The organism is Pseudomonas sp. CBZ-4, assembly GCF_000346755.1.
Classification (GTDB): Bacteria; Pseudomonadota; Gammaproteobacteria; order Pseudomonadales; family Pseudomonadaceae; genus Aquipseudomonas.
In genome coordinates this window covers 1-26,694 of sequence record NZ_ANNV01000052.1, presented here as the reverse complement: position 1 = coordinate 26,694, position 26,694 = coordinate 1, and the positions used below count along the sequence as shown (strand labels likewise).

At 61.5% G+C, this 26,694-nt stretch carries 25 protein-coding genes, 1 tRNA gene and 1 pseudogene; 15 read left to right on the top strand and 12 right to left on the bottom strand.

Annotation, left to right across the window (positions count from 1 at the left end; translation table 11 throughout):
- The first annotated feature begins 139 nt into the window (after positions 1-139).
- Complete coding sequence (locus B348_RS0106895; protein ID WP_017735407.1) at positions 140-1,096, top strand: DMT family transporter; 957 nt, start codon at positions 140-142, stop codon at positions 1,094-1,096.
- Here B348_RS0106895 and B348_RS0106890 read toward each other — a convergent pair.
- A complete protein-coding gene (locus B348_RS0106890) occupies positions 1,093-2,475 on the bottom strand; it encodes a class II fumarate hydratase (protein ID WP_017735406.1) in 1,383 nt (460 codons plus the stop codon). The two genes, B348_RS0106895 and B348_RS0106890, sit on opposite strands and share 4 nt — an antisense overlap.
- Positions 2,476-2,657: 182 nt before the next feature.
- On the opposite strand from B348_RS0106890, the gene B348_RS0106885 reads away from it, so the two are divergent.
- The 7 genes and pseudogenes from B348_RS0106885 to B348_RS0106855 all read left to right on the top strand — a co-directional run bounded on the left by B348_RS0106885 (position 2,658) and on the right by B348_RS0106855 (position 10,332).
- Positions 2,658-3,176: a DUF2059 domain-containing protein gene (locus B348_RS0106885; protein WP_017735405.1), complete on the top strand. Its 519-nt coding sequence runs from the start codon at positions 2,658-2,660 to the stop codon at positions 3,174-3,176.
- 6 nt (positions 3,177-3,182) lie between these two features.
- A complete protein-coding gene (locus B348_RS0106880; protein WP_026136617.1) occupies positions 3,183-3,476 on the top strand; it encodes a BolA family transcriptional regulator in 294 nt (97 codons plus the stop codon).
- Positions 3,477-3,577: 101 nt separating this feature from the next.
- On the top strand, positions 3,578-4,519 hold the full coding sequence (locus tag B348_RS0106875) for a rhodanese-related sulfurtransferase (protein ID WP_017735403.1): 942 nt from the start codon (positions 3,578-3,580) through the stop codon (positions 4,517-4,519).
- Between the two features lie 36 nt (positions 4,520-4,555).
- On the top strand, positions 4,556-5,158 hold the full coding sequence (locus B348_RS0106870; RefSeq protein WP_177325316.1) for a DsbA family protein: 603 nt from the start codon (positions 4,556-4,558) through the stop codon (positions 5,156-5,158).
- Complete coding sequence (locus B348_RS0106865; protein ID WP_017735401.1) at positions 5,151-6,953, top strand: ABC transporter ATP-binding protein; 1,803 nt, start codon at positions 5,151-5,153, stop codon at positions 6,951-6,953. Before B348_RS0106870 ends, B348_RS0106865 begins: the two co-directional genes overlap by 8 nt.
- 71 nt (positions 6,954-7,024) lie before the next feature.
- Positions 7,025-9,486, top strand: a pseudogene (locus B348_RS01000000129810) (EAL domain-containing protein).
- Positions 9,487-9,531: 45 nt separating this feature from the next.
- Positions 9,532-10,332 (top strand): TenA family transcriptional regulator, encoded by an 801-nt coding sequence (locus tag B348_RS0106855; RefSeq protein ID WP_026136616.1) that lies wholly within the window; start codon positions 9,532-9,534, stop codon positions 10,330-10,332.
- A 21-nt stretch (positions 10,333-10,353) separates the two neighbouring features.
- Here the strand turns inward: B348_RS0106855 and B348_RS0106850 are convergent, their stop codons facing one another.
- Together B348_RS0106850 and lldD are read right to left on the bottom strand one after the other, a co-directional pair.
- A complete protein-coding gene (locus tag B348_RS0106850) occupies positions 10,354-11,280 on the bottom strand; it encodes a GGDEF domain-containing protein (protein WP_017735399.1) in 927 nt (308 codons plus the stop codon).
- Positions 11,281-11,570: 290 nt separating this feature from the next.
- Positions 11,571-12,707, bottom strand: coding sequence for an FMN-dependent L-lactate dehydrogenase LldD (gene lldD / locus B348_RS0106845; RefSeq protein ID WP_017735398.1), 1,137 nt, complete (start codon positions 12,705-12,707; stop codon positions 11,571-11,573).
- Between the two features lie 101 nt (positions 12,708-12,808).
- On the opposite strand from lldD, the gene B348_RS0106840 reads away from it, so the two are divergent.
- The gene (locus tag B348_RS0106840) at positions 12,809-13,705 is read left to right on the top strand and encodes a LysR family transcriptional regulator (RefSeq protein WP_017735397.1); all 897 of its coding nucleotides are present in this window, start codon (positions 12,809-12,811) and stop codon (positions 13,703-13,705) included.
- A 50-nt stretch (positions 13,706-13,755) separates the two neighbouring features.
- A tRNA-Asn gene (locus B348_RS0106835) sits at positions 13,756-13,831 on the top strand.
- A gap of 94 nt (positions 13,832-13,925) precedes the next feature.
- Here the strand turns inward: B348_RS0106835 and B348_RS0106830 are convergent.
- The gene (locus B348_RS0106830; RefSeq protein ID WP_017735396.1) at positions 13,926-15,788 is read right to left on the bottom strand and encodes a DUF3857 and transglutaminase domain-containing protein; all 1,863 of its coding nucleotides are present in this window, start codon (positions 15,786-15,788) and stop codon (positions 13,926-13,928) included.
- A 174-nt stretch (positions 15,789-15,962) separates the two neighbouring features.
- Positions 15,963-16,601, bottom strand: coding sequence for a TetR/AcrR family transcriptional regulator (locus B348_RS0106825; RefSeq protein WP_017735395.1), 639 nt, complete (start codon positions 16,599-16,601; stop codon positions 15,963-15,965).
- Between the two features lie 121 nt (positions 16,602-16,722).
- On the opposite strand from B348_RS0106825, the gene B348_RS0106820 reads away from it, so the two are divergent.
- Together B348_RS0106820 and B348_RS0106815 are read left to right on the top strand one after the other, a co-directional pair.
- Complete coding sequence (locus B348_RS0106820) at positions 16,723-17,940, top strand: MFS transporter (protein WP_017735394.1); 1,218 nt, start codon at positions 16,723-16,725, stop codon at positions 17,938-17,940.
- Positions 17,941-18,034: 94 nt separating this feature from the next.
- Positions 18,035-18,832 carry a DNA/RNA non-specific endonuclease gene (locus B348_RS0106815; protein WP_017735393.1) on the top strand — a complete coding sequence of 266 codons (798 nt, stop codon included), beginning with the start codon at positions 18,035-18,037 and terminating at the stop codon, positions 18,830-18,832.
- 3 nt (positions 18,833-18,835) lie between these two features.
- Here the strand turns inward: B348_RS0106815 and B348_RS0106810 are convergent, their stop codons facing one another.
- The 4 genes from B348_RS0106810 to B348_RS1000000130730 all read right to left on the bottom strand — a co-directional run bounded on the left by B348_RS0106810 (position 18,836) and on the right by B348_RS1000000130730 (position 20,460).
- Positions 18,836-19,015 (bottom strand): DUF1289 domain-containing protein, encoded by a 180-nt coding sequence (locus tag B348_RS0106810; RefSeq protein WP_017735392.1) that lies wholly within the window; start codon positions 19,013-19,015, stop codon positions 18,836-18,838.
- A 33-nt stretch (positions 19,016-19,048) separates the two neighbouring features.
- Positions 19,049-19,951, bottom strand: coding sequence for a CDF family Co(II)/Ni(II) efflux transporter DmeF (gene dmeF, locus B348_RS0106805; RefSeq protein WP_017735391.1), 903 nt, complete (start codon positions 19,949-19,951; stop codon positions 19,049-19,051).
- The gene (locus B348_RS0106800) at positions 19,948-20,223 is read right to left on the bottom strand and encodes a metal/formaldehyde-sensitive transcriptional repressor (RefSeq protein ID WP_017735390.1); all 276 of its coding nucleotides are present in this window, start codon (positions 20,221-20,223) and stop codon (positions 19,948-19,950) included. Before B348_RS0106800 ends, dmeF begins: the two co-directional genes overlap by 4 nt.
- Positions 20,224-20,307: 84 nt before the next feature.
- On the bottom strand, positions 20,308-20,460 hold the full coding sequence (locus B348_RS1000000130730) for a DUF2986 domain-containing protein (protein WP_017735389.1): 153 nt from the start codon (positions 20,458-20,460) through the stop codon (positions 20,308-20,310).
- Between the two features lie 165 nt (positions 20,461-20,625).
- Between B348_RS1000000130730 and panB the strand changes: the two genes are divergently transcribed.
- A complete protein-coding gene (gene panB / locus B348_RS0106790) occupies positions 20,626-21,441 on the top strand; it encodes a 3-methyl-2-oxobutanoate hydroxymethyltransferase (protein WP_017735388.1) in 816 nt (271 codons plus the stop codon).
- Here the strand turns inward: panB and B348_RS0106785 are convergent.
- Together B348_RS0106785 and B348_RS0106780 are read right to left on the bottom strand one after the other, a co-directional pair.
- Entirely contained in the window at positions 21,429-22,823 is a 1,395-nt protein-coding gene (locus B348_RS0106785) for a PLP-dependent aminotransferase family protein (protein WP_017735387.1), read from the bottom strand. The genes panB and B348_RS0106785 overlap by 13 nt on opposite strands.
- Before the next feature lie 31 nt (positions 22,824-22,854).
- Entirely contained in the window at positions 22,855-23,880 is a 1,026-nt protein-coding gene (locus tag B348_RS0106780; RefSeq protein ID WP_017735386.1) for an alpha/beta fold hydrolase, read from the bottom strand.
- A gap of 247 nt (positions 23,881-24,127) precedes the next feature.
- Between B348_RS0106780 and B348_RS1000000131510 the strand changes: the two genes are divergently transcribed.
- Positions 24,128-24,610: a hypothetical protein gene (locus tag B348_RS1000000131510; protein WP_157356483.1), complete on the top strand. Its 483-nt coding sequence runs from the start codon at positions 24,128-24,130 to the stop codon at positions 24,608-24,610.
- 49 nt (positions 24,611-24,659) lie between these two features.
- Complete coding sequence (locus B348_RS1000000130465) at positions 24,660-25,976, top strand: hypothetical protein (RefSeq protein ID WP_157356482.1); 1,317 nt, start codon at positions 24,660-24,662, stop codon at positions 25,974-25,976.
- A gap of 24 nt (positions 25,977-26,000) precedes the next feature.
- Here B348_RS1000000130465 and B348_RS0106770 read toward each other — a convergent pair whose 3' ends face one another.
- Positions 26,001-26,516: a hypothetical protein gene (locus B348_RS0106770; protein ID WP_017735384.1), complete on the bottom strand. Its 516-nt coding sequence runs from the start codon at positions 26,514-26,516 to the stop codon at positions 26,001-26,003.
- Positions 26,517-26,694: the final 178 nt, after the last annotated feature.

The following is a 26,694-nucleotide window of genomic DNA, read 5'->3' as shown; positions in this document are numbered from 1 at the left end:
TGAAAGACCGAGGTGTCTGCATCGCAGGCAAGCCAGCTCCCACATTTGATTTGTGGTGTGCTGGAAAAAATCGCTCGCCAAGGTACCCCTTCGTCCCCCTAGAATGCCCGCTCCACTTCCTCTGGCTTCTGGGGCACTCATGCACATCTCTTCCGGCCGCTGGGTCTATGGCTTTCTCCTGACCCTGTTGACCGCGCTGCTCTGGGGCATTCTGCCGATCAAACTCAAGCAGGTGCTGCAGGTGATGGACCCGATCACCGTCACCTGGTTTCGCCTGACCGTCGCCGGCGGTTGCCTGTTCGTCTACCTGGCGCTGAGCAAGCGCTTGCCCCGTCTCAATGTGCTGGGGCCCAAGGGCGGCTGGCTGGTGGGCATGGCCGTGTGCGGCCTGGTGGGCAACTATGTGCTGTACCTGGTGGGCCTGAAAATGCTCAGCCCCGGCACCGCCCAGCTGGTGGTGCAGATGGGTCCGATCTTTCTGATGATCGCCAGCGTGTTTGTGTTCAAGGAGCGTTTCAGCCTGGGGCAGGTGGTCGGCCTGATCGTGCTGGTCTGTGGCTTTGGCTTGTTCTTCAATCAGCGGTTGGAGGAGTTGCTGACGTCCCTTGGCGCTTACACCGCCGGCGTGCTGACCATCCTCCTGGCCACCACCATCTGGGTGTTCTACGCCCTGGGCCAGAAGCAGTTGCTGACGGTGTGGAATTCGCTGCAAGTGATGATGGTGATCTACCTGTGTTGCGCGGTGTTGCTCACGCCGTGGGCGCATCCGCTGGAAGCCCTGGACCTGAGCCCGCTGCAAGGCTGGTTGCTGCTGGCCTGCTGCATGAACACCCTGGTGGCCTACGGCGCATTTGCCGAGGCGCTGGCGCATTGGGAAGCCTCGCGGGTCAGCGCGACCCTGGCGCTCACGCCGTTGGTGACCTTTGTCGCGGTGGCCTTGGCGGCGTGGTGGTGGCCAGACTTTGTGCAGGCTGAAGACATCAACGCCCTGGGCTATGCCGGGGCGTTGGTGGTGGTGCTGGGTTCGGCGACCGTGGCGCTGGCGCCGTCGTTGATTGCCGGGCTCAAGGCCCGGCGGTTACGCATGGCGTCTTAAGTGCCCAGCATGTCTTCCGGGCGTACCCACTGGTCGAACTCGGCATCGGTGAGGTAGCCCAGTGACAGGGCCGCTTCCCGCAGCGTCAGCCCTTCGGCGTAGGCTTTCTTGGCGATCTCGGCGGATTTGTCGTAGCCGATATGCGGGTTGAGTGCCGTCACCAGCATCAGCCCGCGCTCCAGGTGCTCGGCCATTTGCGTGGCGTCGGGCTCCAGGCCGGCGATGCAATGCTCCTGGAAGTTATTGCAGCCGTCGGCCAGCAGGCGGATCGATTCCAGCAGGTTGTGGATGATCACCGGCTTGTACACGTTCAACTGCAAATGCCCCTGGCTGGCGGCGATGCCGATGGTCACGTCATTGCCCAGCACTTGGCAGGCCAGCATCGACAGCGCTTCGCACTGGGTCGGGTTGACCTTGCCTGGCATGATCGAACTGCCGGGCTCGTTGGCCGGCAACTTGACTTCGGCGAACCCGGCACGCGGGCCGGAACCCAGCAAACGCAGGTCGTTGGCGATTTTCATCAGCGCCACCGCCAGGGTTTTCAGCGCACCGTGCAGCGTCACCAGCGGCTCATGGCCGGAGAGGGCGGCGAACTTGTTCGGCGCGGTGACGAAAGGAAAACCGGACAACGCCGCCAGCTCGGAGGCAATCGCCTCGCCAAAGCCATGGGGCGCATTCAGCCCGGTACCTACCGCCGTCCCGCCCTGGGCCAGCTCGCACACGGCGGGCAAGGCGCTGCGCACGGCGCGTTCGGCGTAGTCGAGCTGGGCGATAAACGCCGAGAGTTCCTGGCCGAAGGTGATCGGCGTGGCGTCCATCATGTGGGTGCGGCCGGTCTTCACCAGCTTCATATGCTGCGCCGCCTGTTCGGCAAGGCCGCCGGACAGCGCGGCAATCGCCGGCAACAGGCGCTGGTGCACCGCTTGCACGGCGGCAATGCTCATGGCGGTGGGGAAGCAGTCGTTGGAGCTCTGGGAGCGGTTCACATGGTCATTGGGATGCACCGGGCTCTTGCCGCCCCGGGGTTTGCCCGACAGCTCGTTGGCGCGGCCGGCGATCACTTCGTTGGCGTTCATGTTGCTCTGGGTGCCGCTGCCGGTCTGCCACACCACCAGCGGGAACTGGTCGTCATGCTGGCCTGCAAGCACTTCGTTGGCGGCCTGTTCGATCAGGCGGGCGATATCGGCGGGCAAGTCGCCGTTGCGGCTGTTGACCCGTGCGGCGGCCTTTTTGATCAGGGCCAGGGCGTGCAATACCGGCAGGGGCATGCGTTGCTCGCCGATGGCGAAATTCACCAGCGAGCGTTGGGTCTGTGCGCCCCAGTAAGCGTCATCCGGGACTTGGACTTCTCCCAGACTGTCGGTTTCGATACGGCTCATCGGGCACTCTCCTTGATAACGGTTTGCGCAGTTTAGGTCGTGATTGGCCTGTTGGGTTCCCTGGAAAGACTTTTCATCGGTCAATCTTTGCCCGGCAAGCCCCGGGGTTGAGCCGCGAGGTTTTTTAGGCGCAGAATGGGCGCCCTTGGGGTCTTACCTCGCCTGCTAGAAAAGGAAACTCGATGACTCGTCTTCGTGCCATCTGTACCGCGGTTGCTCTGGTTTGCGCCAGCGGCCAGGTTCTTGCCGATACCGCCAGCCACAACGCCAGTGCCGAAGCCTTCCTTACCCTGGCCCATGCCGACAAGCTGGGTACCCCGGTGTACATGCAAGTGCAGCAAATGTTCGCCCAGCGTTTCGAACAGACCAAGGCGCCTGCCGCCAAGCAGTCCGTACTGGACAGCTACCAGGCCAAGGCCAACGCAGCCCTGGACCAGGCCATCGGCTGGCCGAAGCTGAAGCCGGACATGGTCAAGCTCTACACCACCAACTTCAGCGAATCCGAACTCAAGGACCTGGTCGCCTTCTACCAGTCGCCACTGGGCAAGAAAGTCCTGGAAAAAATGCCGCAACTGACCCAGCAATCGGCCCAGATGACCCAGGCCAAGCTGGAAAGCGCCGTGCCGGTGGTGAACAAGCTGTTGGATGACATGACCAACGAGCTGGCACCCAAAGCCGCCGCACCGGCCAAGAAGAAGTAAGCAGGAATGACCATGCAACAGCGTATCGAAACGGCGCTCGCCGCCTTGAGCCCGCAGCATTTGAGCGTGCAGGACGAAAGCCACATGCACAGCCGTGGGTTGCAGACCCACTTCAAGGCCGTGCTGGTCAGCCCGCAGTTCGAAGGGCTTAATCGCGTCAAGCGCCACCAGACGGTCTACGCCACCCTGGGTGACCTGATGAGCGAGTTTCATGCGCTGGCGCTGCATACCTACACGCCTGAAGAATGGGCGAAAATCGACGCAGCCCCGGCCTCGCCGACCTGCGCTGGCGGACATTGACGGGTTATCCCTGATAGAATCCGCAACGCGCCGCTTAGCCGGCGCGTTTTTTTTGCATCCGGTTCACCCTTTACGAGGGTAGCCACCTGGAGAGAACACCCATGACTCAACCGATTGTCGTGGCGGCACTGTATAAGTTCGTCACCCTCGAAGACTACGTCGCCCTGCGCGAGCCACTGCTGCAGGCGATGGTCGATAACGGCATCAAAGGCACCTTGCTGATCGCCGAAGAAGGCATCAACGGCACCGTGTCCGGCAGCCGCGAAGGCATTGACGGCCTGATGGCCTGGTTGAAGAACGACCCACGCATGGTCGATATCGACCACAAAGAGTCGTACTGCGACGACCAGCCGTTCTACCGCACCAAGGTCAAGCTGAAGAAAGAGATCGTGACCCTGGGCGTCGAAGGCGTCGATCCCAACAAGAAAGTCGGCACCTACGTTGATCCGCAGGATTGGAACGCGTTGATCAGCGACCCGGAAGTGCTGTTGATCGATACCCGCAACGACTACGAAGTGTCGATCGGCACCTTTGAAGGCGCAATCGACCCGAAAACCACCAGTTTTCGCGAATTTCCCGACTATATCAAAGCCAACTTCGACCCGGCCAAGCACAAGAAAGTCGCCATGTTCTGCACCGGCGGCATTCGTTGCGAGAAAGCGTCGAGCTACATGCTCAGCGAAGGCTTCGATGAGGTCTACCACCTCAAGGGCGGCATCCTGAAGTACCTCGAAGAGGTGCCGCAGGAAGAAACCAAGTGGCAGGGCGACTGCTTTGTTTTCGACAATCGCGTGACCGTGCGCCACGACTTGAGCGAAGGCGACTACGATCAATGTCATGCCTGCCGCACACCGATCAGCGTTGAAGACCGCGCGTCCGAGCATTATGTGGCGGGCATCAGTTGCCCACATTGCTGGGATAAGCTGCCGGAGAAGACCCGCCGTAGCGCAATCGACCGGCAGAAGCAGATTGAACTGGCCAAGGCCCGCAATATGCCGCACCCGATTGGCTTCAACTACAAGCAATCACCTTCCGAGGCCTGAGCCATGTCCGCGCGCCTGCTCTATGTAATGGACCCGATGTGTTCCTGGTGCTGGGGGTTCGCCCCGGTGGCCGAAGCGCTGGTGGAGCAGGCCCGCGCTGGCGGTGTGGACGTGCACCTGGTGGTGGGCGGCTTGCGCACCGGCAGCGGTGCGGCGCTGGAGCCGACGACCCGGCGCTACATCCTTGAACACTGGCAGGCCGTCACCGACGCCACCGGCCAGCCGTTCAAGCGCGAAGGCGCCTTGCCCGACAGTTTTGTCTACGACACCGAGCCTGCGTGCCGCGCCATCGTCACCGCACGCAGCCTGGCGCCGGATTGTGCGTGGACCTTGCTCGGGCTGATCCAGCGTGCCTTTTATGTCGAGGGCCGCGACGTGACCCTCGCCAGCGTACTGGTGGAGCTGGCCGAGCAGGCGGGCATCCCGCGTATCGAGTTTGCCGGCGCGTTCGACCGTGCCGAGCAGCACGTCGCGACCGCCGCCGATTTCACCTGGGTGCAGGACTTGGGCATCGCCGGTTTCCCGACACTGCTGGCCGAGCGCAATGGTCAGCTGGCGTTGCTGACCAACGGCTATCAGCCGCTGTCCGAGCTGTCGCCGCTGTTGGGCCGATGGCTGGAGCGAGCAACCTGTGCATGAACCCGCTCAACGCACTGATCGGCTGACCTGGGCGGAAATTCGCCGCCTGGCCCTGCGTCACAAGAAATCCCTGTGGATCGCCAATGGCGTCGCCGTGCTGGCGACGCTGTGCAGCGTGCCCATTCCGTTGTTATTGCCCTTGCTGGTGGACGAAGTCCTGCTGGGCCACGGTGATGCCGCGCTGAAGGTGATGAACCACGCGCTGCCGCTGGGCTGGCAGAAAGCCGCCGGTTACATCGGCCTGATGCTGCTGGTGACCTTGTGCCTGCGCTGCGGTGCGCTGGTGTTCAACGTGGTGCAGGCGCGGTTGTTTGCGCGGCTGGCCAAGGACATCGTCTATCGCATCCGCGTACGCCTGATCGAACGGCTCAAGCGCATTTCCCTCGGTGAATACGAAAGCCTGGGCAGCGGCACGGTCACCACGCACCTGGTCACCGACCTGGACACCCTCGACAAGTTTGTCGGTGAAACCCTCAGCCGCTTCCTCGTGGCCATGCTCACCCTGGTCGGCACCTCGGCGATCCTGGTGTGGATGCACTGGCAGTTGGCGTTGCTGATCCTGTTGTTCAACCCGTTGGTGATCTACGCCACCGTGCAGTTGGGCAAGCGCGTCAAGCACCTGAAGAAACTGGAGAACGACAGCACCTCGCGGTTTACCCAGGCGCTGACCGAAACCCTCGATGCCATCCAGGAAGTGCGCGCCGGCAACCGCCAGGGCTTTTTCCTCGGGCGCCTGGGCCAGCGTGCCCAGGAAGTGCGTGACTACGCGATCCACTCACAATGGAAAACCGACGCCTCCAGCCGTGCCAGCGGCTTGCTGTTCCAGTTCGGCATCGACATCTTCCGTGCGGCGGCGATGCTCACGGTGTTGTTTTCCGACCTGTCCATCGGCCAGATGCTCGCGGTGTTCAGCTACCTGTGGTTCATGATCGGCCCGGTGGAGCAACTGCTCAACCTGCAATACGCCTACTACGCGGCGGGCGGCGCGCTGACGCGGATCAACGAGCTGCTGGCGCGGGCCGACGAACCGCAATACGCCGGGGGGGAAGACCCGTTCATCGGGCAGGAAACCGTGGGTATCGAAGTGCGCGGCCTGGATTTCGGCTACGGCGAAGACCTGGTGCTCGACCAGTTGAACCTGGCCATTGCGCCGGGGGAGAAGGTCGCGATTGTCGGTGCCAGCGGTGGCGGCAAAAGTACCCTGGTGCAACTGTTGCTCGGGCTCTATACGCCGCAGGCCGGCAGTATTCGTTTTGGCGGGGCAACCCAGCAGGAAATCGGCCTGGAGACCATTCGCGAGAACGTCGCCGTGGTGCTGCAACACCCAGCCTTGTTCAACGACACCGTGCGCGCCAACCTGACCATGGGCCGTACCCGCAGCGATCAAGCCTGCTGGCAGGCACTGGAAATTGCCCAGCTGGATGCTACCGTCAAGGCTCTGCCGATGGGCTTGGACAGTGTGGTGGGGCGTTCCGGCGTACGTTTTTCCGGTGGGCAGCGGCAACGCCTGGCGATTGCGCGCATGGTCTTGGCGGAGCCGAAAGTGGTGATCCTCGATGAGGCGACCTCGGCCCTCGACGCGGCCACCGAGTACAACCTGCACCAGGCGCTGGCGCGGTTTCTCAGTGGGCGTACTACACTGATCATCGCCCACCGCTTGTCGGCGGTTAAGCAGGCAGATCGAGTGTTAGTGTTTGACGGCGGTCACATTGCCGAGGATGGCGACCATCAGCAGCTGATTGCCGAGGGTGGGTTGTACGCCAAGCTCTATGGGCATTTGCAACAAGTACGTTGATTTGAACTGGGCTGTGCTAACGGAAGCGGATGTTCGCGTGCGTATCAAGCAGTGCATGTGCAAGGGACTTCATGAAGCAAAAGCGGACTCTCGGAACGCCTCGGCTGTTGGGCATTGTGTGGCCCTTTATCGCCGTCGTGCTGTTCCAGGCATTGTTGGGCTGCGTCAGTCTCTACGTGCTTTCAGCAGTGCGCGGCTACGTAGCAGGCGAAAGCTTGTGGTCCAAGGGCCAGAAGGACGCCATCTACTACCTCACCCTCTACGCCGATAACCGCGACGAAGCCACGTTCCTCAAGTACCAGCAGGCCATCGCCGTGCCCCAGGGCGGCCATGAGTTGCGCATCGCCCTCGACCATGCCACCCCCGATATCGCCGCAGCCCGCCAGGGCATCCTCAAGGGCGGCAACCATCCCGATGATGTCTCCAGCCTGATCTGGCTGTACCTCAACTTCCGTCATTTCAGCTACCTGGAAAAAGCCATCGAACTGTGGACCGTGGGCGACGGCTACCTGGTGCAACTGGATGACCTGGCCCAGGAGATGCACCGCTCGATCCTGTCAGATCACGTCAGCGCCAATGACGTGCGACAATGGAAGGCGCGCATCATTGCAATCAACGACGGCGTGACCCCTGCCGCCAAGGCCTTCAGCGATGCCTTGGGTGAAGGCTCGCGGATGATCCTGCGGCTGCTGCTGACCACCAACCTGGCCACGGCCCTGGGCCTGATCGCGCTGGCGCTGTTGCGTACGCGCAAGCTGCTGACCCAGCGCCATGCGTTCGCCGACGCGCTGCAGGCGGAAAAGGAGCGGGCGCAGATCACGCTGGAGTCGATTGGCGATGGCGTGATCACCACCGACGTTGACGGTGCCATCGCCTATATGAACCCGGCGGCCGAGGCGTTGACCCACTGGAAATCGGCCCAGGCCCAGGGCCTGCCGCTGGCTGCGCTGTTCAATCTGCTGGATGAAAACGCCGAGCCCGATGGTTTTACCCTGATCGAACACATCATCAAGGGCCAGCTCAGTGGTGGCAGCGAACATTCCAAGCTGATCCAGCGCCTGGACGGCAGCACGGTCTCGGTGACGCTGGTCGGTGCGCCGATCCGCAGCGCTGGCAAGGTCAGTGGTGCGGTGCTGGTGCTGCACGACATGACGCAGGAGCGCCAGTACATCGCCAACCTGTCCTGGCAGGCCACCCACGACGCCTTGACCGGCCTGGCCAACCGGCGCGAGTTCGAGTTCCGCCTGGAGCAGGTGTTGCATCACGTCGGGCGCCAGCAGAACCCACGGCACGCATTGATGTTCCTCGACCTGGACCAGTTCAAGCTGGTCAACGACACCTGCGGGCATGCGGCCGGCGATGAGTTGCTGCGGCATATCTGTGCGCTGCTGCAATCGGACCTGCGCGAAGGCGACACCTTGGCCCGGCTGGGGGCGATGAGTTCGGCATCCTCCTGGAAAACTGCCCGGCGCCCGTGGCGGAGAAAATCGCCGAGAGCCTGCGCCATACCGTGCAAAGCCTGCATTTTGTGTGGAAGGGCCGGCCGTTCATGACCACCGTGAGCATTGGCCTGGTGCATATCTCCCACGTGCCGACCACCCTGGAGACCTCGCTGCGGGCGGCGGACATGGCGTGCTACATGGCCAAGGAAAAGGGCCGCAACCGGGTGCAGGTCTACCATGCCGATGACTCGGAGCTGTCCCTGCGTTTCGGCGAGATGGCCTGGGTGCAGCGCTTGCACATGGCCCTGGAGGAAAACCGCTTCTGCCTGTACGCCCAGGAAATCTCACCCCTGGGGCATACCGATGGCGGCACTGGCCATATTGAGATCCTGCTGCGCCTGCATGATGAAGCGGGGCGCATCATTCTGCCCGACAGCTTTATTCCGGCCGCTGAGCGTTACGGCCTGATGACGTCGCTGGACCGTTGGGTGGTGGAGAACGTGTTCAAGATCATCGCCAACTGCATGCGCGAGCGTCCGGGGCGGCCGATGGCGATGTGTGCGATCAATCTGTCAGGCATTACGATTGGCGATGACGACTTTCTCGGTTTTTTACGCGAGAAATTCGCCGCTTACAGTATTCCACCGGCGATGATCTGTTTTGAAATAACCGAAACCAGCGCTATTGCCAATCTGGGCAGCGCTATTCGCTTTATTAATGAACTCAAAGCGTTAGGTTGTCACTTCTCCCTCGACGACTTTTGTGCCGGAATGTCCTCATTCGCTTATCTCAAACATTTACCTGTAGACTTCCTGAAGATCGATGGAAGTTTCGTAAAGGATATGCTGGACGACCCGATTAACCGCGCCATGGTCGAAGTGATCAACCACATCGGCCACGTCATGGGTAAGCGCACAATTGCCGAATTTGTTGAAACACCCCATATCGAACAGGCTCTACTTGAGATAGGTGTGGACTACGCTCAGGGCTATCTGATCGAGCGCCCGCAATTGTTTACCTTTGACAGCTTGCAGTGTCGACCTGTGCGGCCGCAGCCTCTGTTGTTCAAGGCGCCCGGCACATTCCGCTGAAACCTCTGCTGGTCTGTACTATCACACTTAAAAAGGAGCCTTATAGTGATCGACACATTCAACAGAACCGGCCCGCTAATGGAAGCCTCGAGTTACCCCGCCTGGGCGCAGCAATTGATCCAGGACTGTAGCGAGAGCAAGCGTCGCGTTGTCGAACACGAACTGTACCAGCGCATGCGTGATAACACGCTCAGCGCCAAGACCATGCGCCACTACTTGATCGGTGGCTGGCCCGTGGTTGAACAGTTTGCCTTGTACATGGCACAGAACCTCACCAAGACCAAGTTTGCCCGTCATCCTGGGGAGGATATGGCGCGGCGGTGGCTGATGCGCAATATTCGCGTGGAGTTGAACCACGCCGATTATTGGGTGCATTGGGCGCGTGCCCATGGCGTGAGCCTGGAGGAGTTGCAGGCGCAGAACGTCCCGCCGGAACTGCACGCCTTGAGCCACTGGTGCTGGCACACCAGCTCAGCCGACTCGTTGATCGTGGCCGTGGCCGCGACCAACTACGCCATCGAGGGGGCGACGGGGGAGTGGTCTGCCGTGGTGTGCTCGACCGGTGTCTACGCCGCCGCCTTCCCCGAGGAAGACCGCAAGCGCGCCATGAAGTGGCTGAAGATGCATGCCCAGTACGATGACGCCCACCCGTGGGAAGCGCTGGAAATCATCTGCACCCTGGCCGGCATGAACCCGACCAAGGCCCTGCAGGCAGAGCTGCGCCAGGCCGTGTGCAAGAGCTACGACTACATGTACCTGTTCCTGGAAAGCTGCATGCGCCTGGAGAAAGAGAAAGCGCCAGCGGTGGTGCGTGAGCGCCAGGTGCGCGTCGCCAGCGAAGCGTGATGTGACCCGTGGTGGCGGGGTTTACCCCGCCATTGCCAAGCGGTTGCGACCTTCGCGCTTGGCCACGTACAAGGCGCTGTCGGCCCGGCGCAGCAGGCTTTCGGCCGATTCTGCGGCCAGCAGGGTCGAGCAACCCAGGCTTACCGTCAGTTCGATTCTTTCCCCGTCCGCCCAATAATCCTGGGCCTGTGTCGCCTGGCGCAGGCGCTCGCCGACCATCGCCGCCGCATCCCGGCCGGTGTTGGACAGCAGGATCAGAAACTCTTCCCCGCCAAACCTGAACACCATATCGACGTTGCGCAGCTGGTTCTTGATGGCCAGCGCCACGGCGCGCAGCACGCTGTCGCCGGCGGTGTGGCCGTGGGTATCGTTGATGACCTTGAAGTGATCGATGTCCAGCATCAGCAGGGACAGCGGGGTCAGGTGCCGGCGGGCCATGTCGATTTCCCGTTGCAGGGTCTGGTCCATGGCGATGCGGTTGCCGGTTTCCGTCAGCGGATCGAGCAGGGCGCTGCGGGTGGCTGCGCGGTAAAGCAAGGCGTTGCGCATCGGGTAGAGCAGGGTGGCCAGCAAGGATTCGAGCTGGCCCAGTTCTTCTTCCTGCAAGCGCTGGTTGCGGCGGAACACCAGCTCACCCAGATGCTCACCTTCATGGCTCAATGCGTAGCTCACCGAATGATGACCGCGATGGCCGAATTCCAGGCGCAGGTCGCTGGCTTCGTGGCGGTACTGGAGGGCATCGAGGGGGACCAGGCGCTGGATCTCGCGAAAGAACAGGCCGAGGATGCGTTCGGGCTCCAGGCTGGTCTGCAAGTGCATGCTCAACTGCTGGCGCAACTGGGCGACCGTGGTGGGGCGGCGGGCCAGAACGGACGGTTGACCGAAACCCAGGCGTTGCAACTTGGCACTGTCGAAGTCGATGGCGTGGGTCTGGGTCGGTGTTTTCATAAACGATCAGCCTCTAAGCACTTAACTGTCTTACAGGCTCGATAAGAGTGGCGAGTGCCATGCGTTGTACTGTTCCCTCAGCTCTGTAAAACATTGGAAACAGTTTAAACCGCTTTGCAGAGGGTTATAACCCCTGGGCACTGCCACACGTCTTGTCATCGCCTAACCTGCTTGAAAAGAGTTAGAGCGAGATTCATGCCAAATGTTTTATTTTTATAAAAATCCTTTTAAATCAAACGGCTGTAATTGGCACTCGAGTGCGAATTCAAATAGTGGCGCCGGTTATTTGGCTACTGGCTCACCAATGTCGTGTGGTCGATCTGATCCATCGAGGTCACGCCGGTCAGTGTCATGGCCACGCGCATTTCCTTGGCGAAGATATCCAGCAGGTTTTCCACGCCGTGCTGGCCGTCGGCGGCCAGGGCGTAGACGGTGGAGCGTCCCAGCAGGCACGCCTTGGCCCCGAGGGCGAGCATGCGCACCACGTCGAGCCCGGAGCGTACGCCCGAGTCCACCAATACCGTCAGGTCATCACCGACGGCCTCGGCAATCGGCGGCAGTGCCTTGGCGGTGGACAGCACGCCGTCCAGTTGCCGGCCGCCATGGTTGGAGACCACGATGCCATCCGCGCCGAAACTCACGGCGTCCTTGGCGTCCTGCGGGTCGAGGATGCCCTTGATGATCATCGGACCCTTCCAGAAATCGCGGATCCACTCCAGGTCGTTCCAGCTGATCGATGGGTCGAAGTTGTTGGCCAGCCAGCCGATGTAGTCTTCCAGATGGGTGGGTTTGCCCAAGTATTTGGAGATGTTGCCCAGATCATGGGGGCGGCCCAGCAACCCGACATCCACAGCCCATTGCGGCTTGGTGACCGCCTGCAGCATGCGCCGCGACGCGGCGAAGGGGCCGGACATGCCCGAGTGCGCATCCCGGTAGCGTGAGCCTGGCGTGGGCATGTCCACGGTGAACACCAGCGTGGTGACCCCGGCGGCTTGCGCCCGCTCCAGGGCGTTGCGCATGAAGCCGCGGTCCTTGAGCACATAGAGTTGGAACCAGATCGCCTGCGGGCTTTGCGCGGCCACTTCTTCAATCGGGCACACCGACACGGTGGACAGGCAGAAGGGAATACCCTTGTTCGCCGCCGCCTTGGCCGCTTGCACTTCGCCACGACGCGCATACATGCCGGTCAGGCCCACTGGGCTGAGGATCACCGGCAGCGCCAGCTCTTGGCCAAACAAGGTGGTCTTGAGGCTCAGGTTGTCGACATTGCGCAGGATGCGTTGACGCAGGCTGATATTCGCCAGGTCCGAACCGTTGGCACGCATCGTGTGCTCAGCGTTGGCGCCACCGTCGATGTAATCGAACAGAAAGCGCGGCAGCTTGCGTCGGGCGGCTTCACGGTAATCGGAAGCGGACGAAATGATCATCAGCGTGAACTCCACAGGTAAAAGGGGGTTCACGATAAGCAAAGCTCTGGCATGATAAAAACAACTTTTTCAACTAGTGCCCAGTCGCAAAAGGAATACCGATGAACCTCAGAACGCTGCGCACCTTTGTCGAAGTCGTGCGCCAGGGCGGTTTTTCCCAGGCCGCTGAGGTGGTGTCCCTGACGCAATCCACGGTCAGCAAAGCGGTCAAGACCTTGGAAGACGAACTGGGCATGCCGCTGCTCAACCGTCTCGGGCACCGCAACGAGCTGACCGCCGCAGGTGAAATGACCTACCGCCGCGCCCTGGTCTTGCTCGCCGAGCACAACGACCTGCTGGCCGAGATCAACGACTTGCGCGGCCTCAAGCGTGGCGTGCTGCGCATCGGCTTGCCTCCGGTGGGGTGTGGCGTGCTGTTCGCGGCGATGTTTGCGACCTACCGTCGACGTTATCCCGACATTGAAATCGAACTCACCGAATACGGCAGCAAAAAGTTGCGGGAATGCCTGGAAGCGGGGGAGGTCGACCTGGCAGCGCTGCTGCTGCCGGTGGATGAAGCCTTTGACTACCAGCCGGTGCGCAACGAACCCTTGATGGCCGTGTTGCCGGTGGACCACCCGCTGGCGCGACGCACACGCATCGACTTCACTGACCTTGCCGACTCACCCTTCATCCTGTTCGAAGCCGGCTTCGCCCTGAACGCCAAGATCCTCGCCGCCTGCGAACGCAAAGGCGTCACCCCGCGCGTCGCCGCCCGCAGCGGGCAGATCGACTTTATCGTCGACCTGGTCTCCGCCGGCCTGGGCGTTGCCTTCCTGCCGCGCATGCTGGCGCACAAGCACCAACACGCCGGCATCGCCCTGATCCCCCTGGACGAACCCCACACCGACTGGCACATCGCCCTGGCCTGGCGCGCCAGCGCCCACCTGCCGCCAGCTGCACGGGCCTGGCTGGACCTGGCCAAAGAGCAGGCACCTTTACCCGTTGATCCGCTTTAATTTCTCGCAGTGCTTGACTTCTTCTTTTTAATCAGTAACATACGGCGCATTCCGCGATAGCTCAGTTGGTAGAGCAAATGACTGTTAATCATTGGGTCCCTGGTTCGAGTCCAGGTCGTGGAGCCAGATAGAGAAAAGCCTGCAGAGATGCAGGCTTTTTTTTGCCTTGGATTTGCCCCGGCCATTCACGCGCGACGTCCATCGCGCGTGAACCAAGCCCTTACAGCGTCTGCACAATCACCTGACTTTTCAGATCATTGACCATCCCTTCAATCGCCGGCTTCATCGCAATGAAATCCTGCGGGCTGCACTGCGCGTCGGTGTGGTTGAACTGGTAGCTGCGGGTAACCACGACGCCGTTGCCGTCCTGGGCGTAGGTGGCCTGGTAATCGAAGCCGCCTTGCTTGAGCGACACCGCCTTGGGCACCGCCAGAATGTTTACCGTCTTGGGGAAGTCGAAGCGTGCCTGCTCCGAGATTTGCCCGGAGAGGCAGATGAAGTTCTGGGTGCGCTCTTGCTCGGCCATAAACGCAAACACGTTCTGGGAAATACCGCCCGCGAGGCTGGAGAAAGTCGGCACGCCGGTGGGGCCTGGCAGGTTGACCAGGTTGTCGGTATGGCCCTTGATCACAGACTTGAAGGTCGGCGCGTTGCCTTCCAGTGTGTCGCTTTCGACCTCGCCACCACCGGACTGGCCGTACATGCTGAGGATTTGCTGCGTCAGTTGTTTCATGTCGGCGGGGGGCATCGATTTGAACACGAAGCGATTGAACTCCGCGCCCCAGCCTTCCACGGTGGAGGTGTTGTTGAAGTCGGCGGCACCGCTGTCGGCGACGTTGAATGTCAGCGTGTTATCGACCTTGTTCAGTTGGCTGATCGGTGTGCGTTCCAGCACACCGGTCTGGGTCAGCAGCACCGGTTTGCCCAGTTCCGGGATCGGCAGGTAGCCGGCCGCAAGCGGTGTGGCGGTGGAGTCCAGGTACAGGTCCAGGCTTGGCACGTAGGTGATGGCATGGTTGAGCAGACCCAGCGTCGGTACGGTTGGCAGGGCGTAGGCGTTGCCGAAGTTGATCAGCGCGGGCGAGCTTTCGATGGCCACGGCCTTGAGCAGGGCTTCGAGCAGGGCGACATGGTCCTTGCAGTCGCCGTAACGGTTGTCCAGCACGGCCTGCGCCGGGTGTGGCACCACGCCGCCGGCGCCGACGTACACGGCGACGTAGCGAATGTTTTTACGCACCCAGTCACTCAACACCAGCGCTTTGCTGCGGGGTGTGTCGAGGTGGGCGGTAAGTTCCTTGGCCAATTGGGCGATGGCGGGCGTCACTTCGACTTGAGCACGGCTGGCGTAGGCCTGGGCAAATTGCTGGTAGTTGGCGAACGTCGATACGGCCATGAATTGCCCATAGTCGGTGTAGGCGACAGCGCCGTTTTCTATACGGGATTTCTCGGTGGGCTGCAGGTCCCAGCGATAGATCTTGCGTCCGGGGGCCGCTGCAGGCGTGGATGCCTTGTAGCCTTTGGCGTCCGCGTACAGCGGCATGTTCGCCGGCATATCGTAGGAATAGCTGGTCTGCTCGGTGTGGTAGAAGTCCGGCGCGTTCATGTCTTCGAACTGCTGGGGAAACAACGGCTTGTTGCGCTGGCGTTGATAACGCAAGACCAGGCGATCGCCCACGGCCACATCGGGGAAGATCACCACTTTGACCCGCGAATCCTGGAACATCGGCGCATCCGCCGACGCCTGCTCCTGCTGTTCCTTGATCTGCTTGGGTTGCACGCGGATTTTGCGGCCGCTGGCTTTCTGGGTGTAGGCCTCGACGACCTTCAGGGTTTCCAGTGTGCGGTTGAAGGCCAGGGGGCGCTGGGCGTGCAATTTGATTGCGCGCTCTTCATTGACCTTGGCGATCATTTCCACGTCGAGCACAAAGCTGCCGTCGGCGTTGACCACATAAGACTGGGTGTTTTTTTCGAGGGTGAGCGAGTGGTCGGTGTCGTCGGCTTGCACTTGTGCAGTGAACAGACCGCAAGCGACTACGGCCAGCACACCCAAAAGGCGTGTCGGGAAGAGAGTAAAGCCTTGCATAAAGATCCTTCTGAACGATGACGTGCGAACTCTGTATGAGGGCGCGCGCTCCTTGGGTAATCCGCTTAATGCGAAGCGTTACTATATAGAGGTGGCAAAGGGCCTGCTGATTTTTTACCGTCTGCCAGTGTGTTGGAGGCGTCTGTTTGGCGGTGCGGGCCTATTTTCAGGTCATCAGCACCGCTCGATGTGCGGCGCCACAACCGAGGCTGCAACGTCCCACGTCACCAGCAGTTGGGTAATCGCCGCGTCAATGACGGCATGGGGCACGTCGTCGCGCGCGAGGATCGAAACGCCCTGCAAAAAGCTGTCAAACACCGTCGCCATCACCACGGCCTGAGTCTGCGGTGGCAACTGCCCGCTGCGGATCGCGCGCTCTACGTTCGCCACGATCCCGGCGCGCGTACGCATGCGCGATTGCGTCAGCGCCTGCGCCACGCGTGCATTGTCGGGGCTCGGTGCACTCATGACGCCAAGCGCCACCATACAGCCCTTGGGATGCCCGTCTTCACACTGCATACGCGCCGACTGGCGCAGGGCGGTCTCGATGGCTTGGCGCGGCAGCAGGGTTTCGTCCCACAGGCACTCGGTAACTTGGGCGTAGGTCGCCAGGTAGCGCTGCACGCATTCGTCGAAGAGGGCTTCCTTGGAGCCGAACGCGGCGTAAAAACTCGGCGCGGAGATGCCGCCACCCAGGCCCGCCTTGAGCTGGGCGAGGGAAGTGGCGTCGTAGCCGTGTTGCCAGAACAGGTGCATGGCCTGTTCCACGGCGTGGTCGCGGTCGAAGTTACGGGGGCGGCCCATTTGTGCCATTTGCGGTCTCCAGTGGGGAAGCGAGATAAATACTAGTCGATACATAAGTCGTTGACAACGCGCGGTCAGCGCCCGCAACATTTGTATCGATCAGTATTTAAGTCCCTCAAAGGAGTTGCCCGTGACCCCCTCACTCAGTCTATCCGCGTCATCCGAACGCCTGCCCATCGGTGCCTTGCTCGCCTTGGCGATGACCGGTTTCATCTGCATCGTCACCGAAACCTTGCCCGCAGGCCTGCTGCCCTTGATCAGCGAGGGTCTGGCGATTTCTCCGGCGATGGCCGGGCAGATGGTCACCGCGTATGCGTTGGGCTCGGTGCTCGCGGTGATCCCCATGACCATTGCGACCCGTGGTTGGCGTCGGCGGAATGTGCTGTTGCTGACCATTGTTGGCTTCTTGCTGTTCAACTCCGTTACGGCGCTGTCGTCCCACTATGGCGTGACCCTGGTGGCGCGTTTCTTTGCCGGTGTCGCGGCAGGATTGGCCTGGAGCCTGTTGGCCGGTTATGCCCGGCGCATGGTCGCGCCGCATCAGCAGGGCAGGGCGCTGGCACTGGCGATGGTCGGCACGCCGATCGCGCTGTCGCTAGGCGTACCGCTGGGCACGTGGCTGGGTGGGCTGATGGGCTGGCGCACCACGTTCGGATTGATGTCGGCGCTGACGTTGGGGCTGATCGTCTGGGTGCTGGTGAAGGTCCCGGACTATCCCCCGCAGGCCGCGCATCAGCGTGTGTCACTGGGCCAGGTGCTGACCACGCCGGGCGTGCGGCCGGTGCTGGCGGTGGTGATCAGTTGGATGCTGGCGCACAACATTCTGTACACCTACATCGCCCCGTTTGTGGCGCAAGCAGGGCTGGCGGAGCGGGTGGATGGGGTGCTGCTGGTGTTCGGGGTGGCCGCGTTGGCGGGGATTTGGCTGACGGCCCGGTTGGTCGAGCCGTTGTTGCGCAACACGGTGCTGACCAGCCTGGCGACGTTTGCAGCGGTCAGCGTGCTCTTGGGTCTGCTCGGAAACCTGCCCCAGGTGATTTACCTCGGCGTCGCCGTGTGGGGCCTGAGCTTCGGCGGTGCCGCGACCCTGTTGCAAACCGCCCTGGCCGATGCGGCGGGAGAGGGCGCTGACGTCGCGCTGTCGCTGAATGTGGTGGCGTGGAACAGCGCGATTGCCGCCAGCGGCGTGGCAGGCGGGGTGTTGCTGGAGACCTGGGGCGCGACGTCGTTTCCGTGGGCGATGCTGCTACTGATCGCGCTGTCATTTGCGCTGGCCTGGGGCGCTCGCAGCCATGGATTCAAGCCGGGCGCGCGGGGTGCGGGAAAACCTGCAGCGGTCGGGCACTAATCTGACATCTTGTAGTCAGTAATCCCTGCAATATCATCCACTTGGCTCCGCTGGCCGGAGCCTGTCGCTTGACACTCTTTTGAAGACTTAACGCATGTACCTACGCAAAATTGCCGTTGGGCTGTCAGCCCTTGTTTTGCTTTCTACCGGGGTTAATGCCCGCAGTCAGTCAGACCTCTACACCAAGCAACAAAAACAGCTGTCATTCGACAGTTGCACCGAGCTGTTTCCCGCCGCAAAGCCGATCAACACCGCCACGGTGCCTGCCGCCATGAAACCCCTGGCGCTGTGCTCCGATCACTTTGCAGTGCTCTATTCGCAAACCAGCAAGACCCCGCTGGTGGTGGTCGAGCGGCTGAATGCCGCGCAATTGAAAGACGCCAAGGGCGAGGAGCGCACCAACCAGTTCTACGCCGACCCGCGCATTCCCAAACGTGGCCGCGCCGAGTTGAGCGACTACCGCAGCCAGCACCCGGCCGTGGACCGTGGCCACCAATCCCCAGCCGCCGACGCGCCTAGCGCGAATGCCATGGCGCAGTCCTTTGCGTTGTCGAACATGGTGCCGCAAGACCCCACCAACAACCGCAAGATCTGGAGCAAGGTCGAGGCGGATGTGCGCAAGTTTGCCGTGCGTGCCGGTGGCGACGTGTATGTGTTCACCGGCCCGCTGTTCGACGCCGGCTACAGCACCATCGGCGACAACCAGGTGTGGGTGCCGACGCGCCTGTTCAAGTTGGTCTACGACGCCTCGTCCAAGCGTGCCTGGGCCTACGTGCTGCCCAACGCCGAAACCCGCATCCAGAAGCCGATGGACTACGACACCTTTGTGAAAAGCACCGGGCTCAAGTTGCTCGGCAACCTTCCGGTGTCGGGTTCGGTAGGACGTACCTGACAGCTACTTGGCCTTTTTCAGCGCCTTCAAACGCTGGGTCGCCCGTTGCACGGCGGCCATTTTCTCCGGGCGTTTCATCTTTTTCCATTTACGGATGTCGTCCTTGCTGCGCCCGCAGCTGACGCAGAGATCGCCGCTGAGCTGACAGGTGGAGATGCAGGGGTTCTCGATATCTTTAGCCAAGGTTTCACCAGGGGTTGGAATAAGTGGCCGTTGTTACACGGCGCGAAACTCGACGGTGAGATGGCTCACTTCGTGAACCGGCTTGAGGCGGTCGCGAATGCCCTCGGCATCCGTCGTCGCACCGCCCACCACGCTGACAATCGCCGCATGGGCGTCAGGCCCTACGCGCCAGACGTGCAAGTCGGTGATCCGCGCATCGCCAGGCTGCTCAACCAACTCGCGGATCTCGGCGGCGACGTGCTCGTCGGTGCGGTCCAGCAGCACGCCAGCAGTCACACCCATCAGGCTCCAGGCCCAGCGCGCAATGACGATGGCGCCGACAATGCCCATCACCGGGTCCAGCCACACCCAGCCCAGGTAACGCCCGGCCAGCAATGCGGCAATGGCGAGCACGGAGGTCAGGGCGTCGGCGATCACGTGCACGTAGGCAGAGCGCAGGTTGTTGTCGTGGCCATGGTGATGGTCGTGGTCATGTGCGTGGCTATGGCCGTGGCCCAGGAGCAGCGCACTGACGATATTGACCACCAGGCCCACCACCGCGATCAGGGTGGCGGTGCCGAATTGCACCTCGGCAGGGTCGAGCAGGCGCATCACCGACTCCACGCCAATCCCCAGCGACACCAGCGCCAGGATCAGCGCCGAGGCAAAGCCGCCGAGATCGCCGACCTTGCCCGTGCCGAAGCTGTAGCGCGGGCTGTTCGCGTGCCGTTTGGCATAGGCGTAAGCGGCGGCGGCGATGCCCAAGGCGCCGGCGTGGGTGGCCATGTGAAAACCGTCGGCGAGCAGAGCCATGGAACCGGTGATGGCGCCGGCGGCGATTTCCACAACCATCATCACCACGGTCAGCAGCACGACCCACAGGGTGCGCCGGGCATTTTCATCGTGGGAGGCGCCGAGGAACACATGGGCGTGGGCATGGCTGTTGGCGAGGCTCATTTGGAGTAGCGCCGAATGGCTTCAAGCAGCTCTTCGACGCCCTTGCTGCGGGCTTCCTCGGAGAGGGCCGGGTCGGCCACGTGGGCCCTGGCGTGGTCTTCGATGATTTCTTCCATCAGGCCGTTGATCGCGCCACGGGTGGCGGCGACCAGGTGCAGGGTCTTGGCGCAGTCGGCGTCTGCTTCCAGCTCGCGTTCAAGGGCCTGGATCTGCCCGGCGATACGTTTTACCCGCTTGATCAGGCTGTCTTTGTTTGCCGATACGTGGCCCATGGATATACCCCCCCTACCTATGATGGGGTCGATCATTGCATACCCCACCCCCCTATAACAAGGCGTGCTGCCAAGCGGCTTGGGTCACTCCTGTTCCGCAGCCGGGGCGGCTTCTTCAGCCAGCTTCAGGCGGTCGGCTTTGCTGATGTATTTGTCCTTGGATTTGGGCGCCAGTTTGGCGCTGGCTTTCTTGGCTTTGGCCTTGAACAGTTGTTGCAGTTTTTTCTGACGATTCATGGGGTTTTATCCGACGGGTGAAGGCGCGAATGATACCAGCTAAAAAAACCGTGGCCGTTTCCCTGGGTCGGTTTTTAGCGCCGATCTGTGCATTGAATCGCCTCTGGTTTCGCCAATAATCGGGCCCCGCAACGCCTGAATCTCAAGCGCTAACGGAAGACATCGATGAGCATCCACACCCGCACCAAACGCATGACCGTCCCGCAACTGGTAGCGATGAAGGGCCAGCAGAAAATCGTGTCCTTGACCGCCTATTCCAGCGCGGTCGCCACGCTGATCGACCCGCTGGTGGACTTCATCCTGATCGGCGACTCCACGGCCATGGTCGGTTACGGCCGGCCATCGACCCTGAGCATGCAGCTCGAAGAAATCATCGGCCACACCCGTGCTGTGGTCGATAGCACGCGCCTGGCCTGTGTCATCGCCGACATGCCGTTCGGCAGTTACCAGGAATCCAACGAGCAAGCCTTTCGCAATTGCGCCCAGGTCCTGGCGCGCACGGGGTGCGATGCGGTCAAGCTGGAGGCCAACCAGGCGTTGGCGGGCACCGTGGAGTTTCTGGTGGCACGCGGCATTCCGGTGATGGCCCATGTGGGCTTGATGCCGCAGTTCGTCAACGTGATGGGTGGCTTCAAGGCCCAGGGCCTCACGGCCGAAACCGCTGCGGTGATTGCCGAGGATGCGCGCGCAAATCTGCAGGCCGGGGCCTTCAGCCTGCTGCTGGAAGGGGTGGCCGAAGGTGTGGCCAGGCAGATCACCCGGGACTCGAAAATGCCCACCATTGGCATTGGCGCTTCACCCGCTTGCGACGGTCAGGTGCTGGTCACGGAAGATCTGCTGGGCCTGGGCGGTGAGCAGGTGCCGCGCTTCGTCAAGCAGTACGCCGATGTGGGCGCGGTGATCCGCGATGCCTGCGCGCGCTATGCCGACGACGTGCGCCATGGTCGTTTCCCCGAGGCGCGGCATTGTTATGGGCTGTGACGGATGGCCTGGGACAGGTGCTGCACGGCGCGGGCAATATCCTTGCTCCAGTCGAGGGTGAAGCTCAGGCGCAGGTGATGTTTCCAGGCGCCGTGTTGGCTGAACAGTTCCCCCGGGGCGATGACGATGTGCTGGGCCAGCAGGCGTTCGAACATGTGGCGCATGTCGACCGGATGCGTGGCCTCCAACCAGAAACACGCGCCACCTTGCGGCGCAATCACATGGAACTGGCCCGCGCCGTGTTCATCCAGCAGGTTGCGCAGGCGCGTCATGTGCTCCATCAGCAGGGTGCGCAGGGCCTGTAGATGCAGGTCGAAACGCCGGGTGCTGAACAGTTTGGCGATGGCTTTCTGGCGGCTCGGCGAGAGGCGGAATGCCCGCTCCCGGAACTGCTGCTGCAACTGCGGCGCATACCCGCGACACAGCACGTAACCGTAGGGGGCTTCCGCGCCGATGATCTTGTCGAAGCTGGAGAACACCAGCAGCTTCTGTGGGTCGGCAAAGTCGCGGTAGCGGGCCGGTTGCGCGGTGAAGTACAGCTCGCCGTACGTGTCGTTTTCGAACAGCCAGATCGCCCGTTGCGCCAGCCAGTGACAGATCTGTTGCTTGTCCTCGGCCGGCGTCACGCTGCCGTGGGGTGTGTTCACCGTCGAGGAGAGCACGGCCAGGCGGATGGGTTCATGGTTGAGCAGGTCATCCAGTGCGCCGAGGTCAAAGCGCCCGTCAGCGTCGAGCGGCACCTCGATCACGCGGATTTGGGCCGCCTGCAACTGGCGCAGGATCGCCCACGAGCAGGGCGATTCCACCAACGCCACACTGCCCTCCAGGTTCAGCGCGCGCAGCGACAACGCCAGCACACTGTGCAGGTCCGCGCCGATGTACACCTGATCCGCCTGCCAGTAGTCGTCTGTGGAGCGGGTATAGCGCTCGGCCAGTGCCGCGCGTAATTCGGCTTCACCGAACGGCAGGAAGAGCGGGCTGGGTGAGCGCGGGTAGTGGCGAGCCCGTTCGCGCTCGATCATCAGCAACGGATTTTCCAGCGACAGCAACATGGCCGGCGCGTCACTGCTCAGGGCCAGCATGCCCGGCTGGCGGGCGCTGGCGAACACCTGGTCTAGCAGGCTGGGCGAGCCTTGATTCGCGGCAACCGCTGGCAGCAACCGCGTGAAGTAACCCTGCTTGGGCTTGGCGCAGATGCGTCCCTCATCTTCGAGCAACGCATAGGCATACTTGGTGGTCGAGACCGACACTCCCAGGCGTTGGGCCAGTTGGCGCAGGGATGGCAGCTTATGCACGCCTTGCGCCGGGGCGGTCTCGATCAACTCGACGAGGTAGCGGTAGACGGCTTGGTAGGCGAAGGGCGTGGCGTTGGTCTTGTCCATGGTTCCTCCTGCCGATCAAGCCGCTCCGTGGTTACTTGCCAGCAGGTCGTGCGAGGAAGTCGGTGATCAACCCTAGAACCTGCTGCTGGATCACTTCCCGTGGCCGCGCGCCCTGGGCGTCGTGACAAATCATCCCGTCACCGGGCGAGCTTTCTTCGATCAGCGCCTCGCCCGTGGGCTTGCAGATCGCCATGAAGCTGAAGTGGGTGGCGTCGTCGATCTTCAAGTACTGCGTCGATGCCTTGGGCAGGCGCTTGGCCAGGTCCGCAGACTCCAATTCAGCGGGCAGGTCCGGCCCGTTCGCCGCGGCCGCCAGCACCAGTACCGGCACCGGCAGTGCGGCGAGGCTGGCGTCGGTCATGCCGCGTGACAGGCCCAGGTCCAGGGACACCACGGCGGTGACGCGCTTGTCGCGCAAATCGGCGGCCATCTGGGTGCTGTCGGGGTTCATCTTTTGATAGGCGATGCAGCCAGACAGTTGCACGTGGGCCGCGCAATCCTTGGCGAACAGCGCGGGGTCGAAGCGCGCGCCGGCGATCTCCAGCACGGTCCAGCCACCGAGGGAGTGCCCGATGGCGGCAATCCGCTGCGGGGCGACTGCGCCAAACCGCTGCGGTTGCGCGAGCACTGCATCGATGGCGCGGCTCAGGTCCTTGGGCCGTTGCCACAATTGCGCGGCGGCTTCAGGGCTGCGGTCTTTGCTGGTGGTGCCGGGGTGGTTGACCGCCGCGACGATGTAGCCCTTGTGGGCCAGCGCACTGGCCAGCCACAGCTGGTTGCCCCAATTGCCGCCGTTGCCATGGGACATCACCACCAGCGGATGTTTGCCGCTGGCAGGCGGCGCGTCGGGTACGGCGAGGGCGCCGTAGAACACGGCATCGTCGCGGATCAATTCCGGTGTGGCTTTGGTGTTGGCGGGGTACCAGACGACCATCTGCAACGGGCGGTTGTTCTGCGCGTCGGGGAGGGTGATGTTCTGGAAACCGATGGGGGCGTTGTCGGCGAGTGCGGGTGTGGCGAGGCCAATCAAGAGCAAGGCGCAAAGGGCGTTTTTCACTGTTGTTATCGTCCTTGAAAGTGAGGCGCGGATGATGACTGGAAATCGGCGGTTTTGGTAGAGGGGGCAGGGGACTAGGATGTTTCTGGCGTGATCCTACTTTTAAGGATGACGGAGTTGTCGTTCGTTATTTTAGGAAGTGGGTGGGTGTTGGTGGTTGTTAATTCGTGCAAGAGTGGTGGCGTAGTTCTTACAGTTTGATTGATTTGATTCTTGTGTATTAACTCCTGACGCTAAGGTGATAATCATGAAGAGGCTAATGGTTTATCCGTGCAAGTACCGGCTTGGTTTTCTAGTGGCTGCGTTGTGGTCCTTCAATGGTGCAGTTTATGCGGTGGACGCGACGATCACTAAGACCAATGCGCCGGATGTTATTGCCGTAATATCAATTGGTGGTACGGGCTTATCTTTTTTTGGTCTGCGCAATACGGATTTTCCGGATGCGACAGCCGGACGCTCAATGAAGTTGCGGGGTGTCGAGTGGCGCACAACCTCCTACCCTCAAACGCTCGATGAGAAAGTAGAACTTTGCTATTTCCGTCCCTTCCAGGGCCTGGAAAACAATTGCAGGCCGATCTGGCCGAGTATGTCGGGTACGTTGCATGATTTCGATGATCTGCCGTTCGGTAGTGGCGCATCGGTCACAATAAAACATCATGTAAAGGATGGTGGTGCACGACTTGCTTATCCAGCCGGTAAGGATTCGGTGACTTATCACTATAGCTATTAGTTGATCATTTTAAATTCTCGTGTGTATGTATGGGGCATGGGGGGTATTTATGAATACTGTTGTTACGCGGTTTTCTCTAGCGGACAGTCGCTTGGCAAGCGTTCCCTCTAGTGCTGCCCGCACGCCTCTGCCTATGGACGCTGAAAGCAATGCCTCAAACACCGAGGGAGACACGGGTACGGTCAGCACTTTGTCAACGCTGGCCCGCCAACTTAGCGAGGCGGCAGAACGGGCTGAAGCCCGCGACACTCATAAGGAAGCCCGCGACACACTTGCCGCAGAAGCCTATCTCGCCAACAAAGCACAATCTGATTCCGAGGGGGCAGAGCTTCTAGCCCGGGCTCGGCAAGCTACCGGCTTCATCGGCGGTGCTGATAGCAATCCGTTCAAAGGCCTCGCGCGCGACCAACTGAATCTGATTGCCCGCGACGAGGGGGGCTCCTTTACCATCAACGAGCGGCGCGCCGCGTGGAAAGAGCTGCAAGCTTCAGCCGCGTCTGGCACTGCAAATACTGCCGATGTATCTACCAGTGGACGGGAGATCATGGTCTCCCGCTTGTTTCTTGGTGTCGAGCCCCCAGTTGCCAAAGCTCCAATGACCATGCTCAACATGAGTCAAAGTGCTTATGATTTTCTCACCCGAGATGATCGTGAATTGCTGTCGCAAATGTACGCGTATGCGCAGGCGCAAGGTGCAGATTTGCGCAATGTCGATAACGTGGCCGGTTTGCTGGGTGACTATCGACATCACAACGATGGCCGCCAGCTCCTGAATGCCAATAACGGCAAGGGGTACGACCTGGAGGGGTACATGGTTACGGTAGACTTCCAGGCAGAGGATGCAGCCACCGCTTCACGCATCTTGAACGGCTCGGCGATCAGCAGCACGCTTATCGACCAGGGCTTTCTGCGGCACTTTCTCGATCCTGGTTACGGGGCGTTGAAAAATACCAGTGACCTGGCTTTCCTAGAGCAGATGGTGATCAAGTTTTCCGCAGAAGGCGCCGCACAAGTCTCACTCGACAGCAAATTCGCGTCCTACAAGTCAATCAGCATCAACGACAATGTTGTGGTTACCACCCACAGGAACGTGAAACTCCCCCCTTTCGAAGCGCATGTGACGAACGTCGACGGCGTTTGGACGCTTACCGAAAAAGGCAAAGCCGCCGGCTATGTGCTGGACAAAACCACCGGCCGGCTGATCGAGCCAGCCGCCCGCCCTGACGATCAGGCGCCACCGACTCTTGGTCGCGAGTCGCCCAAGCATACCGTCATGGACTTCAGCGCGGACCGCCGTGACGCGCCAGGCACGCGCTGGCTCAAGCCCGGCAATCTGTTCAAGCTGATGCGAAATTTCATGTCCTGAGCGCCGTTGATCTTCGACAACCCATCAGCCTTGCACCGTGGGTGGCGTGTGATCGGATGCTGGGGTTTGTGCGCCATCGGGGGCCAATGCCGAGAGCTGTTTCAACTGCTTGTAGGGGCCGTTGATGAGCGTGTCGCCGCCCATGACTTGCAGGGTGATGCGCTCGGACTGGTAACGATGAAACAGGCTGAACAGCGGCCTTTTCGGCTGGTACACACCCGGCTGTCTTTCGACGTATTTCAGGGCGAGCATGGCGCTGCGCACGGCCTCTGTATCGACCGGGCCGGGTACGTTCCATTGGGACAGTGCCATGCTGCTGAAGAAGTTGAACGTCGAGCCTATGACTGCACCTAGGGCGCCGCCAACGAGCAGGTTCATCTTGAACGTGTCGGTGATGCCAAAGTACTCGGCCAACAACAGGATGGGGGTCATCAGCGCAAGATAAGCGAAGGCTTGTTCTACCGGCGCCCAGGCCTTGGAAGGCTCGGTGCGCAGTTGGTCCTTGAGCGTCAAGCGCTTGATCGTGGTGTCGGGTTGCATGCGTTACCCCTCCTGGGTTGAGACGGTCCATATGATGAGGCGTCGCATTCTACGCAAAGCGAGGGTGTGATCATACGAAGATCAACTGTGGGAGCTGGCTTGCCTGCGATAGCATCGCCTCTGTATTGCTGGTGGACCGAGGTGTCTGCATCGCAGGCAAGCCAGCTCCCACACAAGC